Below are 16257 nucleotides of genomic sequence, written 5' to 3' on the forward strand. Positions count from 1 at the left end.
TGTTCCATTTTAGAGATTTGTTTAAGATAAGATATAACTCATTGAGATGTGTCATAGTATTCGTCGTTAGAAAACAATTATTGTGACATTATTTCAATGAGTTATCTATTTTTGTCGTGTACAGAGATAATATGATTATTTTTTAAACCTTATTTATACATCCTATTCTACAAAATAAAAAACCCACCATGTTTTTTATTACATGATGGGTTGAATGAAACTGTAAACGCTTATTTCTTGGCAGCAGTTGCTTCAGTGGTAATGTTTACTGTGATTTTATCACCTACATTTGGTACATAGTTTGCGATACCAAAGTCAGAACGGTTAAATGAAGTTGTTGCATTGAAACCAATTGCAGGCACTTTCGCCATTGGATGTTCGCCTTGTTTGTTCAATACGGCATCCAACACGACAGGCTTGGTAATCCCTTTAACGGTTAAGTTACCTGTAATTTTGAAATGTTTTTTGTCTTTGGTTTCGACTTTAGTACTTTTAAAAGTGATGTTTGGATATTTAGCGGCATTAAACCAACCTTCTTCCTGAAACTCTTTATCCAATGCTGCAACGTTTGAATTTACACTGCTGACTGGAATGGTAACGTCTACAGAAGAGTTCGCTGGTTTTGCATTATCAACTTTAATGACACCTTGAATGTCTGTAAAGTTCGCACTTGGTGTAGAAAAACCAAAGTGATTCCATGAAAATACAGTCGCAGTATGGGTCGGATCAATTTTATAATCTACAGGTGCTGCTAAAGTGAAAGTACTTGCAACTGCAACCGCCAAACCCAATGATAATGTTTTTAAACGCATGATTTTTTCCTATTCGGTGGATAGTTATAAGTTTATACATTGCTGATTTTAATACACTGTTATTTATAAGACGAATTGTTGCAAGCATGCAACAATTCCAATTTGATTAAATTTTCTTAATAAAACCATGCCAACTTGAAGTATTTGAACGTTATAATTAAATAATTTTAAATAAAACCTTATATTGTGAAGTTATTATTTAATAAGTGACATCAATTTGAGAACAAGGACATACAAAATAACAACAAGCAACACACGCTTTATGTTAATGATAGTGGTTTATCGATGATTTATTCAGGCTCTTTCATGTCTTATACTGCTCAAGCCCAAAGTACTCAAACCCCTTATCGTGTCACATTAACCGATCCTTCTGGACATGTCTGGTATGTCGATGAACCAATAGAAAAAGGTGGGCAAAATACTGCACCAAATCCTATCTTAATTTTACTTTCTGCATTAGGTGCATGTACCACAGTGACCTTGCAAATGTATGCCGACCACAAGCAAATACAACTTGAGCATGTACAGGTCGATTTAGTGTTAAATCCGCAAGGAGAAGCAGTTTCGTCAAGCTCTAATCAGATTGAACGCGAAATTAAACTGACAGGAAATTTTACAGAAGATCAGCACAAACGCTTACTGAAAGTAGCAGAAAGCTGTCCTGTGCATAAAATTTTGACTTCAAATATCTCGATTCAGACTGAAATGACATTCTAAGTTTTTTAAAAGTAAAACTAGTTGTTTTGTTCAACTCAGAAATATTATTCAAAATATCAGTATTTCTGAGTTGCTTACATTTACATCAACAAAAACAAGCAATTCAAATTATAAATTTTATACGTCTTCTTTCCAATGACGCCCAATCTGTACAAAATCAGGCAATTTGTCACTATGGAATACATTGTTTTCATTATCAACGGCAAATCTGGAGATACTACTCTCATTTTCTGCATTAAACTTTTGATAAAAACTAAACTCACCAAGCACACCCTCTAAGGCGACAGAGTTTTGGATATTAGCCTCAAGGATTTTAGAAATATATTGCGCAGGGTTGTTAATCAACTCACAATCGCCTGTCACAGTTTGTCCATTTAAATCAACAAATGAAAATTTCATAAAAAAATCCAGTTAAACTGATACGATTAAAAAATATATCACAGGAGTATGAGATTTTTTTCATCACTATTTAGACTTTCTTTATTTTTCTTTCTAAGAATGAAATAAAAACACTGATCAAAGCAATCTATTCAATAAAAAATCCCAGTCAATCGTGTGATGGACTGGGATTCCAAAGCTAAATGCTTTTAAACGTATATATTTAAACCGTTAAAGATTGAATGGCTTCTACCACAGCTTCAGTGGTAATTCCAAAGAATTTAAATAGATCTTTGGCTGGCGCAGATTCACCATAAGTGGTCATGCCAATCACTTTGCCATCTAAACCAACAAATTTCCACCAATAATCGACATGAGCAGCTTCGACAGCCACACGCGCACGGATATGTGCTGGTAACACCGCTTCACGGTAAGCCGCATCCTGTTTCATAAATTCTTCGGCACATGGCATAGACACTACACGTACACCTTCAAGTTGAGCATAAGCATTCATTGCCAGTTCAACTTCTGAACCTGTTGCAATAATAATGGCTTTTAACTCACCTTTTTCCTGAGCCAATACATAACCACCTTTTGCAGCATTTTGGATTTGCTCATCGGTACGAGTTTGGAATGCAAGATTTTGACGAGATAAAATCAAAGCAGAAGGGCCATCTTTACGCTCTAAAGAAGATTTCCATGCAATTGCAGTTTCAACTGTATCCGCTGGACGCCATGTATTTAAATTTGGCGTAGAACGTAACGATGAAATTTGCTCTACAGGTTGATGCGTTGGTCCATCTTCACCTAAACCAATCGAGTCATGCGTATATACATGAATCACGCGTTGTTTCATGAGTGCAGACATGCGCACCGCGTTACGTGCATATTCCATAAACATTAAGAATGTCGCAACATAAGGAATAAAGCCGCCATGTAATGCAACACCATTGGCAATTGCAGTCATGCCAAATTCACGTACACCATAATGTACATAGTTACCTGCCGGATTGTCCTGAACACCGACACAACCTTTCCATAAAGTTAGGTTTGAACCTGCAAGATCGGCAGAACCGCCCAATAATTCAGGCAATAATGGTCCAAATGCCTGTAAGGTATTTTGGCTCGCTTTACGGGTTGCAATGGTTTCAGCTTTAGCATTGGTTTGTGCAATAAACGCATCTGCCTGAGCCGCAAAATCAGCAGGCAAATCACCAGAAACACGACGTAATAATTCAGCTGCTTCGGTTGGGTATTTTTCTTGATAAGCTGCAAAAACTTTGTCCCAAGCCGATTCAACTTGTTGACCTTTTGCTTTGGCATCCCAATGTTCATAAATGTCAGCAGGAATAACGAAAGCCTCTTCTTCCCAACCTAGCACTTCACGAGTGAGCTTAATTTCATCAGCACCCAATGGCGCGCCATGACTGTCTTCTTTACCTTGTTTATTTGGAGAACCCAAACCAATAATGGTTTTACAGATAATAACAGTAGGTTTAGTAGTTTCAGCTTGTGCTTGAAGCGTTGCCTGACGAATTGCATCTGCATCATGTCCATCGACACGCAATACTTGCCAACCATACGATTTGAAGCGTTGCTCAGTGTCATCACTAAACCAGCCTTCAACTTCACCGTCAATAGAAATACCATTGTCATCATAGTAAGCAATCAACTTACCTAGACCCAATGTTCCTGCCAGTGAACAAGCTTCGTGGGAGATCCCTTCCATTAAGCAACCATCACCCAAGAAACAGTAGGTGAAATGATCAACAACGGTTAAATCCGCTTTGTTAAATTGTGCTGCTAGCGTTTTTTCGGCTAATGCAAAACCTACAGCATTGGCAATCCCCTGACCTAAAGGACCTGTTGTAGTTTCGATACCCGGTGCATAACCTAGTTCAGGATGGCCTGGCGTTTTAGAATGAAGCTGACGAAACTGTTTGATATCTTCAATTGAAACGTCATAGCCCGTTAAATGAAGCAATGCATATTGCAACATTGAGCCATGACCATTAGACAACACAAAACGGTCACGGTTAGCCCATTGAGGATTGGCTGGATTATGGTTTAAAAACTCGCGCCAAACGACGTCCGCAATGTCTGCCATACCCATTGGCGCACCAGGATGGCCTGAGTTTGCCTGTTGTACAGCATCCATAGCCAATACACGAATTGCGTTTGCAATACGACGTTCGTTTAAAGGGGTCGTCATAGGTCAGCGTCCAAAATAAATCGATAGAATGAAAAAGATGAGCATGAATCGGGATTCAAAAACAGGCTATATTGTCTTAAAAAAATAGGCACGGGTAAAGCCTATATCATGACTTTGTCCTTTTTTTTAGTAAATTCACTTTAATAAATCACGTCATCACCTGAATTACATTGGATTCTAATGAAATGACACATCAATCGTACATAAATAGTCCATTTATTGCATTGTTCAGATGCATGATTTAGACTAATATCTTCGAAATTTATGGGCTGTATCAAGTTAGCTTCACATGTCATTTTCCAGCAAAATTAAAAGTTTAAGGGCTCCCTTTTTTAAACTTTTTTTAAAAGGCAAGCCAGAGTTTATATGTCCACTTTGTCATTATCATGGACCTTTTAAAGATAAAAAAAGTAGATTACACGCCAAATGTCCCAAATGTGGTGAACTTGAACGAGTCAGATTGCAATATTTAGTCTATAAAAAAGTTTTTGATCAGATTGATACTAAAAACAGTACTATTTTACATATCGCACCTGAACGATCTTTATCTGCTTTTTTTAAACAGGATTTTGGAAAATATGTTTCCGCAGATTTGTTTCGGCAAGATGTCGATATGCAATTTGATGTACAAGAGATACCACTAGAAGATGCCAGTGTAGATGTGGTCTATGCTTCACATATTTTGCTCTATCCTCATGATGACATAAAAGCGATTTCTGAAATTCGAAGAATTTTAAAACCAAATGGTATTGCGATTTTACCAATGCCTATATTTGCAGAAAAAACCGTCGATGATTTTGGTGAGAATGTTCGCTGGACTCACCAATCTGGACTCGATTATTTCGATAGATACCGTCAGTTTTTTGATCATGTCGATCTTTATTATTCTCACATGTTCCCAGAAACTTATCAGCTCTATTTATGTGATAATGATACAGATCATCCTTTGTATGTTGGCAATGGAAAACGAGAAGATATCGTACCTATTTGCTACGTTAGTGCCCAAGAAAGCTATTGATTTACAGCCAAGTTAATTAGTTAAAGTTATGGTGTATATCTTTAATTTTTATGTCAGTATGGCTGGTTTTGATCAAAATCTAGTTGTACCATATCCAATCTTTAAAAATTAGTAGGACATTATGCGCGAGTACGCTGTTTTTACTTCTGAATCCGTCAGCGAAGGCCATCCAGATAAAATGGCTGACCAAATTAGTGATGCTATTTTGGATGCGATCTTAAAAGAAGACCCATATGCACGGGTGGCTTGTGAAACACTAGTAAAAACAGGTGCTGTGGTTCTTGCTGGTGAAATTACAACAACCGCCAATGTCGATTTCGAAGCGATTGTGCGCCAAACTGTGAATGGTATTGGTTATCATCATTCTGATTTAGGTTTTGATGGTTCAACCTGTGCCGTAATCAACATGATTGGTAAGCAATCTCCAGAAATTGCACAAGGTGTTGACCGTCAAAAGCCAGAAGATCAGGGTGCAGGTGATCAGGGTTTGATGTTTGGTTATGCCAGCCGTGAAACCGATGTATTGATGCCAGCGCCTATTTCTTATGCGCATCGTTTAATGGAGCGTCAAGCTGAATTACGACGCTCAGGTGTGTTACCGTGGTTACGCCCAGATGCCAAAAGTCAGGTCACTTTTGCCTATGAAAACGGTCGTCCTGTTCGTCTGGATGCGGTGGTACTCTCTACCCAGCATGATCCTGAAATCTCTCAAACTCAGCTCAAAGAAGCTGTAATTGAAGAAATTGTAAAACCTGTGATTCCTGCGGACATGTTCCATGCTGGAACCAAATTCCACATTAACCCAACTGGGCTATTTGTGATTGGTGGTCCTGTTGGTGACTGTGGTCTTACGGGTCGTAAAATTATTGTGGATACCTATGGTGGTATGGCTCGTCACGGTGGTGGTGCTTTCTCTGGTAAAGACCCATCAAAAGTTGACCGTTCTGCTGCTTATGCAGGTCGCTATGTGGCAAAAAATATTGTCGCAGCCGGTTTAGCAGATAAATGTGAAATTCAGGTGAGTTATGCAATTGGCGTGGCAGAGCCGACTTCGATTTCAATTAACACCTTTAATACCGCAAAAGTCGATGATGAATTAATTATTGCTTTGGTCCGTGAACATTTTGATTTACGTCCATTCGGGATTACCCGCATGTTAAATCTGTTACAGCCAATGTATAAACAAACGGCGGCTTATGGCCACTTTGGTCGCGAAGGATCAGACATCGCTTTCACTTGGGAAAAAACTGATAAAGTTGATGTTCTGAAGGATGCTGCGGGTTTATAAAAATCCTGTCGTATCAAATAAAGAGCATATAAAGTCCGCATTGTATCAATTTGCGGACTTTTTTATATAAATTTCATGCTTTAGTTCATAAAAACGTTGATGTGTTATTAAACTTTACAATCATCAACCATATAAGAAATAGCAGATTGAATAAATACTAACTGTCATATCCCAAATTAGGATTCAGTCTTTTTATCATTTGTATTTAATACATCAAAAATAGATTTTTGTGTAGGCGTGTCATCTTCATGCGTCTGGATGTAAAAATGTACGGTTTTAAATACCATCACTACTGCGAGACAACCGACTAAACAGAAAATCCACCAACCATAAGGACTACGTATGTGTTGCGAACCACAATAAGGGCATTCTTTGTCTGTAGATTCGACAACCTTATTACAGCATGCACAATGATATTGATATAGCATAATCACCCCTCCTCTGTAGCATCTTGAATCGTTTTTCTATTCTATTTAATGGATGCTAACTCATTTTATGCTTTATATTTTTTATATTATGTGAAACAGATGACGATTTCAATGAAATTATATAAAGTTAAAATTTATTATTTATCATAAATATAGGTTAATTTTAATGTTTTGTATCCTATAAAAAATAGAATTATCTATAGAAATATTGTTAAAATTTATTTAGAACCCTATGCAAGTTGAAGATATGAGCCAGTTAATTAGTAAAGGTGGCTTCCGCGAGCGCGCCAATCGTAGTCGTAAATATAGAGATTCTGAAAACGAAAAAACCACTCTGGTTTCCAATAAATATCAGCCTAATTCCCATCAGCAACCAAGTCATCATGTGGTAAATGAAGCCGAACAAAATAATAATGTTAAGACAGAATAATAAGTCATTATATTGATGAATAATTCATGTTTTTTCATTAAACAATAATGATCAAAGCTATGAATGAATTTGTATAAAGAATCGTATTTGTTTGGCTTAAGCTCATATAAGGTCTAAGAATATAGAGTTCAGTTATGTCAAAACAAATACGATTTAATGCCTTTGAAATGAATTGTATTGCCCATCAATCTCCCGGTTTATGGCGTCATCCACAAGATCGCTCCCGTGAATATAAAGATCTGGAATATTGGACAGATTTAGCAAAAATCTTGGAAAAAGGCATTTTTGATGGCGTATTTTTGGCAGATGTACTCGGTATTTATGATGTTTATCATCAAAGTGCTGAACATGCGCTCACATGCGCAGTACAAGTTCCTGTTAATGATCCTTTGCAAGTCGTACCTGCCATGGCGGCTGTGACTCAACATTTGGGCTTTGGGGTTACCACCTCCATTTCTTTTGAACACCCTTATCCCTTTGCACGGCGTATGAGCACGCTTGATCACTTAACCAAAGGACGTGTCGGCTGGAATATCGTGACATCCTATTTGGCCAGTGGTTCTAAAAATTTAGGTTTATCCAATCAAGTCAGCCATGACGAACGTTATGATATCGCAGATGAGTATCTGGAAGTTCTTTATAAACTTTGGGAAGGGTCATGGGAAAGTGATGCTGTTATTGCAGATAAAAAATCGGGAATTTTTGCGGATTTTCACAAAGTTCATCCTATTCAACACAAAGGCAAATATTTTGATGTCCCTGGCATTCATATTTGTGAACCTTCTCCACAGCGCACACCCGTTTTATATCAAGCGGGCGCTTCTGGACGCGGACAGACCTTTGCCAGTCAAAATGCAGAATGTATTTTTATTGCCGCGCCATCAAAAATAGCGACCAAAAGTATTGTAAAAAGTATTCGCCAAAAATTGATAGAGAATGGTCGAGATCCTTATTCAGCAAAAATTTACGCCCTTCTTTCGATTGTTACCGATGAAACCGATCAAAAGGCACAACGAAAGTTTAAAGAGTATCAATCCTATGCGAGCTATGATGGTGCTTTAACGTTGTTATCTGGCTGGTCGGGTGTGGATTTTTATCAATACCAAGCTCATGATAAAGTTGAGTATATTCAGACGGATGCAATTCAATCTCTACTTGATTCTTATGTTAATGCAGATCCAAATCGTATCTGGACGATTGAGGAAATTGCCAATTGGATTGGTGTCGGTGGCAATGGCCCTGTTTTAGTGGGTTCAGCCCAGACTGTCGCAGATGAGTTACAACAATGGGTTGAAGATACCGATATTGATGGCTTTAATCTGGCCTATATTTTGGCGCATCAAACGTTTCAGGATGTGGTTGATTTTATCGTGCCAGAATTGCAAAAACGCGAAGTTTATCCAAAGCAATATAGTGAAGGAACATTAAGAGAAAAGTTATTTCATGCCGATGCACATTTACCAGACTGGCATCGTGGTGCGAATTATCGTCCTCAAACCGTAGCATCTTTGAAAAAAGTCGTGTAGCGATCCATATTCAATAAAATCATGTTCAATAAAAAAGCCGAATCAATATATGATTCGGCTTTTCGAACAACATTAAAATGTTAATCTTTATGCTCGATTTTTTTCACTTCTGGTGTCACTTCACGCGCTTCACCATCAATCACGCTTGAATCGCGATACTGACCGCCTGACTGTTGATTTTGCATATCCTGCATTTGACGCATCATATCCGCAAAAGGATTTTGTCCCGCCTGACCGCCAGTATTTCCCATCATGCCGCCCATCATTTTATCCATCATGGCTTGTTGACGCTTTGCCATCGTTTTCATTAATGCATTTTGGAAAGCTTTCTGTACCGCTGGAATTAAAATCAAAACGGCTAAAATATCAGAAATAATCCCCGGTAACATTAACAGAAATCCTGCCATTGCCATCGCGAGTTTTTTGCTCACTGCGGGATCAGTGCCGAGTTGTCCTGTCATTTGCATTTGTTGTAGTTGCGGCATAATTCCAGAAGTGCTGGAACGCAGCATATTTAACCCAATGAAAAATGCAATAATGAACCAGAAAAACACGTACCAACCGCTTATAAATTGGGCAATACCAATCCATACAGCAATTTCGAGAATCGCGCCGAGAACAACAATCAATAATAAATTCATGTAAAACGTATCTATCTCAAAAGTAAATGTTTGCAGCAGTATTAAACACTGATCTCAATTGAATCAAGATTTTTTAAAGCTGTTATGTAACAATATGGGCAATCTTTTATTTTTAAAGTCTGTTATGCCATTAATTATAGGAATTGATCCTGGTTCTCGTCTTACAGGTTATGGCATCATTGAAAAAGATGGCGGTCAGTTACGTTTTATTGACGCCGGAACCATCCGTACTGAAAGTCAGGATATGCCTGAACGTTTAAAGCGAATTTTTGCTGGGGTTGAACGAATCGTAAAATTTCATGGCCCAACCGAAGCCGCAGTTGAACAGGTATTTATGGCACAAAATCCTGATTCAGCACTCAAACTCGGTCAAGCACGTGGCGCGGCAATTGCGGCATTGGTTAATCAGGATTTACAAGTTGCCGAATATACCGCACGACAAATTAAACAATCTGTGGTCGGTTATGGTGCAGCAGATAAAGAGCAAGTCCAAATGATGGTGATGCGAATTTTAAGTTTAACCATCAAACCTCAAGCCGATGCTGCCGATGCATTGGCCGCTGCGATTTGCCACGCTCATGTCTCAGGTAGCATGAGCAAAATGGCGGTTTTAAATGCGCTAGGTGGAATGGCGCGAGGCCGTAGTCGTTATAACAGTAGACGGCGTTAAATTATTTTAAATATTCACCACCTGATAAATGGCATCTGCCATGTGCTGTGCCTGAATACCACGTTGACCTTTTCTCGCCAGTAAATCACCTGCCTTACCATGTAAGGTGACGATGTCTGAAAGCGCAATTTCAGTATGAAACTGTGCTTTTAGACTCGCGATCATGCCAGCCAATACATCGCCCATCCCACCTGTTCCCATACCAGCATTGCCAGTTGAGCAAACAAATAATTCATCGTTTTCCAGAATCAAACTACCCGACCCTTTCAGTACCCAATTGCCCTGATATTTTTTTTGAAGCTGATCAATTGCCGCTACTCGATCCTGTTCAACCTGTTGCACAGTCGTATCGAGTAGACGCGCTGCTTCTGCGGAGTGTGGGGTTAAATAGATATTTTCATGCAAATCAGTATTTTTTTCTTCTGCTAAAAACCAAAGCGCATCTGCATCCAACACAATTTCAAGCTGAGTCTGGTTTTTTAAGATTTCAAACCAACGCTGAAAAATCTGCACTGACTTATTATCTCGTCCCAAGCCCATGCCAAAACAAACAGCATCGATTTGAGTTAATAATTCCTCAATTTTTGCTTGATCGAATTGATCAATATCTTGCAGCATAATATTGGGGGAACGTGACAATATGGCTGAGTGATGTGATGCATCACACATCACGGTGACTTTGCCTGCACCTGCATGAAAAGCCGCCTCTGCCGCCATGATGACTGCGCCCCCCATATTGGCATGACCGCCCACCACCAAAACATGCCCATAACTGCCCTTATGACCGAAAGCCTGACGTTTGGGTAAATAAATGTCTGGAGATGTGAGATATGCGATCGGTTTTAATTCATTGTCATGAGGAATCGAGGAAATAACTTCAAGCTGTCCCACATATTCTTTGGCTTGACCTGTTACCAATCCCATTTTTATGGCCAATGCTGTAAATGTAATATCGGCTTTTATGGCGATTGGTAAAACCTGCCCTGTATTTGCGTTCAATCCACTCGGCACATCAATGGCAATTTTTAAACCCGATAATTGATTAAAATGTTGGATAATACCCTGCCATTTTTGATCCAACTCACGATTTAAACCAATCCCAAATAAAGCATCAATATGACCATCAAAATGATCTGGAACTGAAAAATTTGATTCAATATTAATCTTATTGGTTTGTGCGTAAAGCACTGCCTGTTTTAAGTCTAACGAGTCACCCATGGGTGCTGCAAATATTTGAACCTCATAGCCTTTTTGAGTCAAATAAGCGGCAGTGTAATAGCCATCTCCTGCATTGTTTCCAGAACCACACCAGACTGCAATTTTTCTAATGCTTAGGCTATTTTTCAGAATATATTGATCCAGTCGCTCTGCAATTGACCACGCGACTTGCTGCATAAGACCTAAAGAAGAATTGTGCTGCTCAAACCAACGTTTTTCCCATGCTTGAATACGTTCACGATTATAAACAGGGCTATGGTAAACTGTGCTTCGCATTGTTCTTCTTCCTCATTATTCTTGGCATATGTCATCTATTTCTTCAAAAGCTTCTATTCCTGTTCTTCAATACGATGCCATTGAGCTTAAACAATGGATCAAACAACAGGCGTTGGCACTGGGTTTTGCTGATTGTGTCATTGCCAAACCAGATGCTCAAGAGCAAATGCCACGTTTTAAAGAATATTTGAAACGTGGTTATCATGCGGATATGCACTATTTAGAGGAAAATCTGGATAAACGAGCCGACCCAAAATTGCTCATTCCCGGAACCAAAAGCATCATTTGTGTGCGAATGAATTATCTGGTAGAAACACCTAAAGCGCGTTATGTCCCAGATGAACCAAACTCCGCGATTATCGCGCGTTATGCACGCGGTCGCGATTATCATAAAATCATGCGTGGTCGCCTAAAAACCCTTGCTTCAAAAATCAAAGATAAGGTTGGCGATTTCGAATCACGTCCTTTTGCCGACTCTGCCCCAATATTTGAAAAATCACTGGCTGAAAGTGCGGGTATGGGCTGGACAGGAAAACATACCTTATTGATTCATAAAAAATCAGGTTCATTTTTTGTTTTAGGTGAATTATTTACCTCACTGGATTTGCCTTTTGATGAACCTGCTACAGCGCATTGCGGTTCATGTAGCGCATGTATTGATATTTGTCCGACCCAAGCCATTGTTGAACCTTATATGCTGGATGCGCGTAAGTGTATTGCTTATCTCACCATTGAATATAAAGGCATTATTCCAGAAGAATTACGTGCTGGAATTGGTAATCGCATCTTTGGTTGTGATGATTGTCAGCTCATTTGTCCGTGGAATAGTTTTGCCAAAACAGCCTCAATTCCTGATTTTAATCCACGACATGGCTTAGACGATATTTCCCTATTGGAAATCTGGAACTGGGATGAAGCTACATTTTTAAATAACACCGAAGGCAGTCCAATTCGTCGCACAGGTTACCCATCTTTTAAACGTAATATCGCGATTGGTCTAGGTAATGCACCTTATTCAGCCCTCATTGTAGAACAGCTTATACACGCAAAATCCCATCATGATGACATGGTCAATGTGCATATTGACTGGGCAATTGAGCAACAATTATTAAAGCAACGCGCAAGTCAGCAAAAATGATGTTTTTTGCCCTATGGCTTTGGCATGAATTCTGTATGATAAGTTGCTAGTAAAAGCAATCATCATGGATTATGACAATGACCTTACGTAATGATTGGACTCGTAACGAAATCCAAGCACTTTATGATCAGCCATTTTTAGATCTGGTTTTTCAGGCGCAACAAGTGCACCGTCAATATTTTTCTGCCAATACGATTCAGGTCAGTACCTTATTATCCATTAAAACAGGTAAATGTCCTGAAGATTGCAAATATTGTTCGCAATCGGCACGTTATGACTCAAAACTTGAAGCAGAAAAACGTATTGCTGTTGAAAAAGTGATTTCAGAAGCAAAAGCCGCCAAAGAATCAGGTTCTTCGCGTTTTTGTATGGGTGCTGCATGGCGTAATCCGCACGAGCGCGATATGCCTTATGTACTGGAAATGGTGCGTGAAGTTAAAGCTTTAGGCATGGAAACCTGCATGACCTTGGGCATGCTGAATCAATCACAAGCTGAACGTTTATATGATGCAGGTCTGGATTATTACAATCACAATCTGGATACTTCGCGTGAATACTATACCAACATCATCAGTACGCGTACCTTTGATGATCGTTTAAATACACTCGATCATGTACGCAATGCGGGTATGAAAGTATGTAGTGGCGGTATTGTCGGTTTAGGTGAAGATAAACAAGACCGTATTGGTTTGTTATATGAGCTGGCAACACTTCCAATTCATCCTGAATCTGTCCCGATTAATATGTTGGTTCCAATCGAAGGAACTCCACTGGCCGATGTTGAAAAACTCGAAGTGACCGAATGGATTCGTACCATTGCTGTTGCGCGTATTATTATGCCACAAAGTTATATTCGTCTTTCTGCTGGACGCGAATCTTTAAGTGATTCTGATCAAGCCTTAGCATTTATGGCTGGCGCAAATTCATTATTTTCTGGTGATAAATTATTGACCACACCCAATGCAGGTGAAGGTCGTGATCAACAGTTATTTGCTAAATTAGGCTTAGTCGCGGAAAAACCGAAAGTATCTGTGCGAGAAATGGCTGTCGATGCGATGAGCGCATAATAACCCAGTCTAATATGATCCCAGCCCTCATTCTTTGAGGGCTTTTTTATGATGTCACTAAAATTCCATATTGCGCAGTTAAGTACATGCCTTCACGAAGAATATCTTCCCCTGCCACATGTTTAACAACAAGTTGTTGCGTATGTACATCAAAACTCAATGAATCAAATATATCCTGATGTTGCATTAACCAGAGAATAGTCTGGTCAAGTTGATCGGACACAATATGCTGATCTGGAGGTAATGAATGAGAGGTCATAAAGCGATTAAGTTTCCTATTTTTTCAGTTTAAATAGATTTTTTCATTATAAGTCTGAAATATTTTAAAGGAATCTTTCAAACTACTTTTTCTTATTTTCTCAAACGATAAGTTGTTTTGCTTCACTTAAACATGAAAAAAACGATATCTCGACATAGGCCCAAAATGTCAGACTTGTATCCGTTAAATTCAAAAACCTTTTGATCGAGATTGATCAAAAGGTGTTGGTTTAATATCGTGTATACATCATTTTCTTGATATTAATTATTTGCAGAAACTCTCCAGATGGTATTACCTACATCATCAGCGATTAACAATGCCCCACTTTTATCTTCGGTTAAACCGACGGGTGCACCATAAAGTTTCTTCTGATCTTGAGAGTAGAATCCTGTCACCACGGGAATCGGCTGACCTACAGGTTGACCATTTTCGAATGGAATAAATATCACATCATAACCATTTAAAGGGTTTCGGTCCCAACTACCATGATTACTCACAAAGGCACCATTTTTAAATTGATCAGTTAAACGAATATTTTGTGTCGCAAACCACAATCCTAAAGGTGCCACATGTGAACTCAACGTATAATCTGGCTTAATTGCTTTTGCAACTAAATCAGGTCGTTGCGGTTGTACGCGCTGATCAATATGTTGTCCATAATAACTATACGGCCAACCATAAAAACCTTTTTCACGAACAGAAGTTAAGTAATCTGGTACCAAACTATCTCCAATTTCATCGCGTTCATTCACAATTGCCCATAATTTTTGAGTCTGAGGTTCCCATTGAATTCCCGTTGGATTACGTAAGCCACTTGCAAAAATACGACTAGCACCAGATGTTACATCCACTTCTAAAATATTTGCACGTCGATACTCTATTTCCAGACCATTTTCAGTAATATTACTATTTGATCCTACGCCGACATAAAGTTTGCTTCCATCAGGACTGGCAAGCAATGCTTTAGTCCAATGGTGATTTACAGTATTGGGCAAATCAGTTAACTCTTCACCTTGACTCTCTATTTTCGTTGCACCATTGCTATAGGGATACTTCATAATATTGCCTGTATTGGCAACATATAACGTGTTCCCGATTAGCTGTACGCCAAAAGGTGAATGCAGATTTTGCAGAAAATCATACTTTTTCCAGCCCCCATCTGCTTGCTGCCTTAATAGGGTAATTTTATTTCCACCTTTAGATGCCTTACCTGAAATACCTTTGACTTTATTGGCAATCAGCTGTTTTGGCGTGGTGGTTGCTTCTTCTCCCGGACTGTTTGCTTCTACAACTAATACATCACCATTAGGTAAAGTATATAACTGACGCGGATGTTGTAACTGATCAGCAATTTTTTCAATTTTTAGACCTTGGATCACTTGAGGTTTTTGGTCTGCCTGCCAGCCTACACCTTTGGGTACTTTCATGGGTGGAACTAAAAAGTTTTTCGGATCAGGTAAAACTGGATCTTGGCCATATTGTTTATTTGGATCGACGGGCTGACTTTGATTACAGCCTGCTAATGCAATACCTAGAACACTTAGGATGAAAACATATTTTGCCTTATTCATGTTAGTCTCCCACCAATTGATTGTGCATGGCTGTAGATTGATATAAATAATGCAAAGAAATGAGAAGTACAGTTAGAATGGAGAGCATAAGATTAGCGGGTGCAATGGCATATGCATCGCGACTATGGACAAATGCATTAAAAATAGCAGCAATAATTGCAAAGCCGTACAGCCAAAACCCCCATATATCAGCTTTTCTTTGATTCGCAACGGGTCTAAACCAGACATAAAACAAGTTAAGAAGTCGCGGAATAATGGCAATCACCAAACCGATGGTAATAACCCAACTTGCAGATTTATTCCAAAGAATTTCTGCGGTCTGATTGTAAATTACATCAAAAATAAGTCCAGCAACAAAAAAACCAAAGGGTATGGGATTGAGTAACATATATATGGCATAGAGAATGCCACTTCTTTGCTGAGAGTATTGCATGCAAATAACCTTTTAATTTTATTGGAGATAATAGGAAATATATAGTTAAGCATCATTTTAAGGCTTGGTTTTTTACTCAACTATTCAAGTTATTATGGGTAAAATGTAAATTATGCTGTGTAGCTTTTTAGCCATTGCAGAGTATAAAAATTGTTCTTATTACTTAATTAAAAAT

17 protein-coding genes are annotated in these 16257 nt (G+C 38.7%); 8 read left to right on the forward strand and 9 right to left on the reverse strand.

Annotation, left to right across the window (positions count from 1 at the left end):
• Positions 1-230 precede the first annotated feature (230 nt).
• Complete coding sequence (locus E0D95_RS04825; protein WP_130802824.1) at positions 231-812, reverse strand: YceI family protein; 582 nt, start codon at positions 810-812, stop codon at positions 231-233.
• 306 nt (positions 813-1118) lie between these two features.
• Between E0D95_RS04825 and E0D95_RS04830 the strand changes: the two genes are divergently transcribed.
• The gene (locus E0D95_RS04830) at positions 1119-1529 is read left to right on the forward strand and encodes an OsmC family protein (RefSeq protein ID WP_130802825.1); all 411 of its coding nucleotides are present in this window, start codon (positions 1119-1121) and stop codon (positions 1527-1529) included.
• A 117-nt stretch (positions 1530-1646) separates the two neighbouring features.
• On the opposite strand, the gene E0D95_RS04835 is transcribed toward E0D95_RS04830, so the two are convergent.
• Positions 1647-1928 (reverse strand): hypothetical protein, encoded by a 282-nt coding sequence (locus E0D95_RS04835; RefSeq protein WP_130802826.1) that lies wholly within the window; start codon positions 1926-1928, stop codon positions 1647-1649.
• 202 nt (positions 1929-2130) lie between these two features.
• Positions 2131-4119, reverse strand: coding sequence for a transketolase (gene tkt, locus E0D95_RS04840; RefSeq protein WP_130802827.1), 1989 nt, complete (start codon positions 4117-4119; stop codon positions 2131-2133).
• 460 nt (positions 4120-4579) lie between these two features.
• Between tkt and E0D95_RS04845 the strand changes: the two genes are divergently transcribed.
• Both E0D95_RS04845 and metK read left to right on the forward strand, forming a co-directional pair.
• Positions 4580-5137 carry a class I SAM-dependent methyltransferase gene (locus E0D95_RS04845; protein WP_213073696.1) on the forward strand — a complete coding sequence of 186 codons (558 nt, stop codon included), beginning with the start codon at positions 4580-4582 and terminating at the stop codon, positions 5135-5137.
• Between the two features lie 121 nt (positions 5138-5258).
• A complete protein-coding gene (gene metK, locus E0D95_RS04850) occupies positions 5259-6425 on the forward strand; it encodes a methionine adenosyltransferase (protein ID WP_130802829.1) in 1167 nt (388 codons plus the stop codon).
• A 176-nt stretch (positions 6426-6601) separates the two neighbouring features.
• Here metK and E0D95_RS04855 read toward each other — a convergent pair whose 3' ends face one another.
• On the reverse strand, positions 6602-6853 hold the full coding sequence (locus E0D95_RS04855) for a hypothetical protein (protein ID WP_130802830.1): 252 nt from the start codon (positions 6851-6853) through the stop codon (positions 6602-6604).
• A gap of 247 nt (positions 6854-7100) precedes the next feature.
• On the opposite strand from E0D95_RS04855, the gene E0D95_RS04860 reads away from it, so the two are divergent.
• Both E0D95_RS04860 and E0D95_RS04865 read left to right on the forward strand, forming a co-directional pair.
• Positions 7101-7283 (forward strand): hypothetical protein, encoded by a 183-nt coding sequence (locus E0D95_RS04860; protein WP_130804836.1) that lies wholly within the window; start codon positions 7101-7103, stop codon positions 7281-7283.
• A 134-nt stretch (positions 7284-7417) separates the two neighbouring features.
• Positions 7418-8809 carry an LLM class flavin-dependent oxidoreductase gene (locus tag E0D95_RS04865; RefSeq protein ID WP_130802831.1) on the forward strand — a complete coding sequence of 464 codons (1392 nt, stop codon included), beginning with the start codon at positions 7418-7420 and terminating at the stop codon, positions 8807-8809.
• Between the two features lie 80 nt (positions 8810-8889).
• On the opposite strand, the gene E0D95_RS04870 is transcribed toward E0D95_RS04865, so the two are convergent.
• Positions 8890-9450 (reverse strand): FxsA family protein, encoded by a 561-nt coding sequence (locus E0D95_RS04870; RefSeq protein ID WP_130802832.1) that lies wholly within the window; start codon positions 9448-9450, stop codon positions 8890-8892.
• 124 nt (positions 9451-9574) lie between these two features.
• Here E0D95_RS04870 and ruvC point away from each other — a divergent pair, with 124 nt between their 5' ends.
• On the forward strand, positions 9575-10120 hold the full coding sequence (gene ruvC / locus E0D95_RS04875; RefSeq protein ID WP_130802833.1) for a crossover junction endodeoxyribonuclease RuvC: 546 nt from the start codon (positions 9575-9577) through the stop codon (positions 10118-10120).
• A gap of 6 nt (positions 10121-10126) precedes the next feature.
• On the opposite strand, the gene E0D95_RS04880 is transcribed toward ruvC, so the two are convergent.
• The gene (locus E0D95_RS04880) at positions 10127-11614 is read right to left on the reverse strand and encodes an NAD(P)H-hydrate dehydratase (protein WP_130802834.1); all 1488 of its coding nucleotides are present in this window, start codon (positions 11612-11614) and stop codon (positions 10127-10129) included.
• Positions 11615-11642: 28 nt separating this feature from the next.
• Here E0D95_RS04880 and queG point away from each other — a divergent pair, with 28 nt between their 5' ends.
• Together queG and bioB are read left to right on the forward strand one after the other, a co-directional pair.
• Positions 11643-12752 (forward strand): tRNA epoxyqueuosine(34) reductase QueG, encoded by a 1110-nt coding sequence (queG, locus tag E0D95_RS04885; RefSeq protein WP_130804837.1) that lies wholly within the window; start codon positions 11643-11645, stop codon positions 12750-12752.
• Between the two features lie 77 nt (positions 12753-12829).
• Positions 12830-13819, forward strand: a complete 990-nt coding sequence (gene bioB, locus E0D95_RS04890; RefSeq protein WP_130802835.1) for a biotin synthase BioB — start codon at positions 12830-12832, stop codon at positions 13817-13819.
• A 46-nt stretch (positions 13820-13865) separates the two neighbouring features.
• Here the strand turns inward: bioB and E0D95_RS04895 are convergent, their stop codons facing one another.
• The 3 genes from E0D95_RS04895 to E0D95_RS04905 form a co-directional block, all read right to left on the reverse strand.
• Positions 13866-14078 (reverse strand): hypothetical protein, encoded by a 213-nt coding sequence (locus tag E0D95_RS04895; RefSeq protein ID WP_130802836.1) that lies wholly within the window; start codon positions 14076-14078, stop codon positions 13866-13868.
• 260 nt (positions 14079-14338) lie between these two features.
• Entirely contained in the window at positions 14339-15649 is a 1311-nt protein-coding gene (locus E0D95_RS04900; protein WP_130802837.1) for a PQQ-dependent sugar dehydrogenase, read from the reverse strand.
• Between the two features lies 1 nt (position 15650).
• Complete coding sequence (locus E0D95_RS04905; protein WP_130802838.1) at positions 15651-16082, reverse strand: DUF2231 domain-containing protein; 432 nt, start codon at positions 16080-16082, stop codon at positions 15651-15653.
• Positions 16083-16257: the final 175 nt, after the last annotated feature.

Origin of the sequence: Acinetobacter ihumii (assembly GCF_900625095.1) — a bacterium.
Taxonomy (GTDB): Bacteria; Pseudomonadota; Gammaproteobacteria; order Pseudomonadales; family Moraxellaceae; genus Acinetobacter; species Acinetobacter ihumii.

Coding starts and splice junctions, on each gene's coding strand:
- E0D95_RS04825 (WP_130802824.1), bottom strand. CDS start 812: ATGCGTTTAAAAACATTATCATTGGGTTTGGCGGTTGCAGTTGCAAGT.
- E0D95_RS04830 (WP_130802825.1), top strand. CDS start 1,119: ATGTCTTATACTGCTCAAGCCCAAAGTACTCAAACCCCTTATCGTGTC.
- E0D95_RS04835 (WP_130802826.1), bottom strand. CDS start 1,928: ATGAAATTTTCATTTGTTGATTTAAATGGACAAACTGTGACAGGCGAT.
- tkt (WP_130802827.1), bottom strand. CDS start 4,119: ATGACGACCCCTTTAAACGAACGTCGTATTGCAAACGCAATTCGTGTA.
- metK (WP_130802829.1), top strand. CDS start 5,259: ATGCGCGAGTACGCTGTTTTTACTTCTGAATCCGTCAGCGAAGGCCAT.
- E0D95_RS04855 (WP_130802830.1), bottom strand. CDS start 6,853: ATGCTATATCAATATCATTGTGCATGCTGTAATAAGGTTGTCGAATCT.
- E0D95_RS04860 (WP_130804836.1), top strand. CDS start 7,101: ATGAGCCAGTTAATTAGTAAAGGTGGCTTCCGCGAGCGCGCCAATCGT.
- E0D95_RS04865 (WP_130802831.1), top strand. CDS start 7,418: ATGTCAAAACAAATACGATTTAATGCCTTTGAAATGAATTGTATTGCC.
- E0D95_RS04870 (WP_130802832.1), bottom strand. CDS start 9,450: ATGAATTTATTATTGATTGTTGTTCTCGGCGCGATTCTCGAAATTGCT.
- ruvC (WP_130802833.1), top strand. CDS start 9,575: ATGCCATTAATTATAGGAATTGATCCTGGTTCTCGTCTTACAGGTTAT.
- E0D95_RS04880 (WP_130802834.1), bottom strand. CDS start 11,614: ATGCGAAGCACAGTTTACCATAGCCCTGTTTATAATCGTGAACGTATT.
- queG (WP_130804837.1), top strand. CDS start 11,643: ATGTCATCTATTTCTTCAAAAGCTTCTATTCCTGTTCTTCAATACGAT.
- bioB (WP_130802835.1), top strand. CDS start 12,830: ATGACCTTACGTAATGATTGGACTCGTAACGAAATCCAAGCACTTTAT.
- E0D95_RS04895 (WP_130802836.1), bottom strand. CDS start 14,078: ATGACCTCTCATTCATTACCTCCAGATCAGCATATTGTGTCCGATCAA.
- E0D95_RS04900 (WP_130802837.1), bottom strand. CDS start 15,649: ATGAATAAGGCAAAATATGTTTTCATCCTAAGTGTTCTAGGTATTGCA.
- E0D95_RS04905 (WP_130802838.1), bottom strand. CDS start 16,082: ATGCAATACTCTCAGCAAAGAAGTGGCATTCTCTATGCCATATATATG.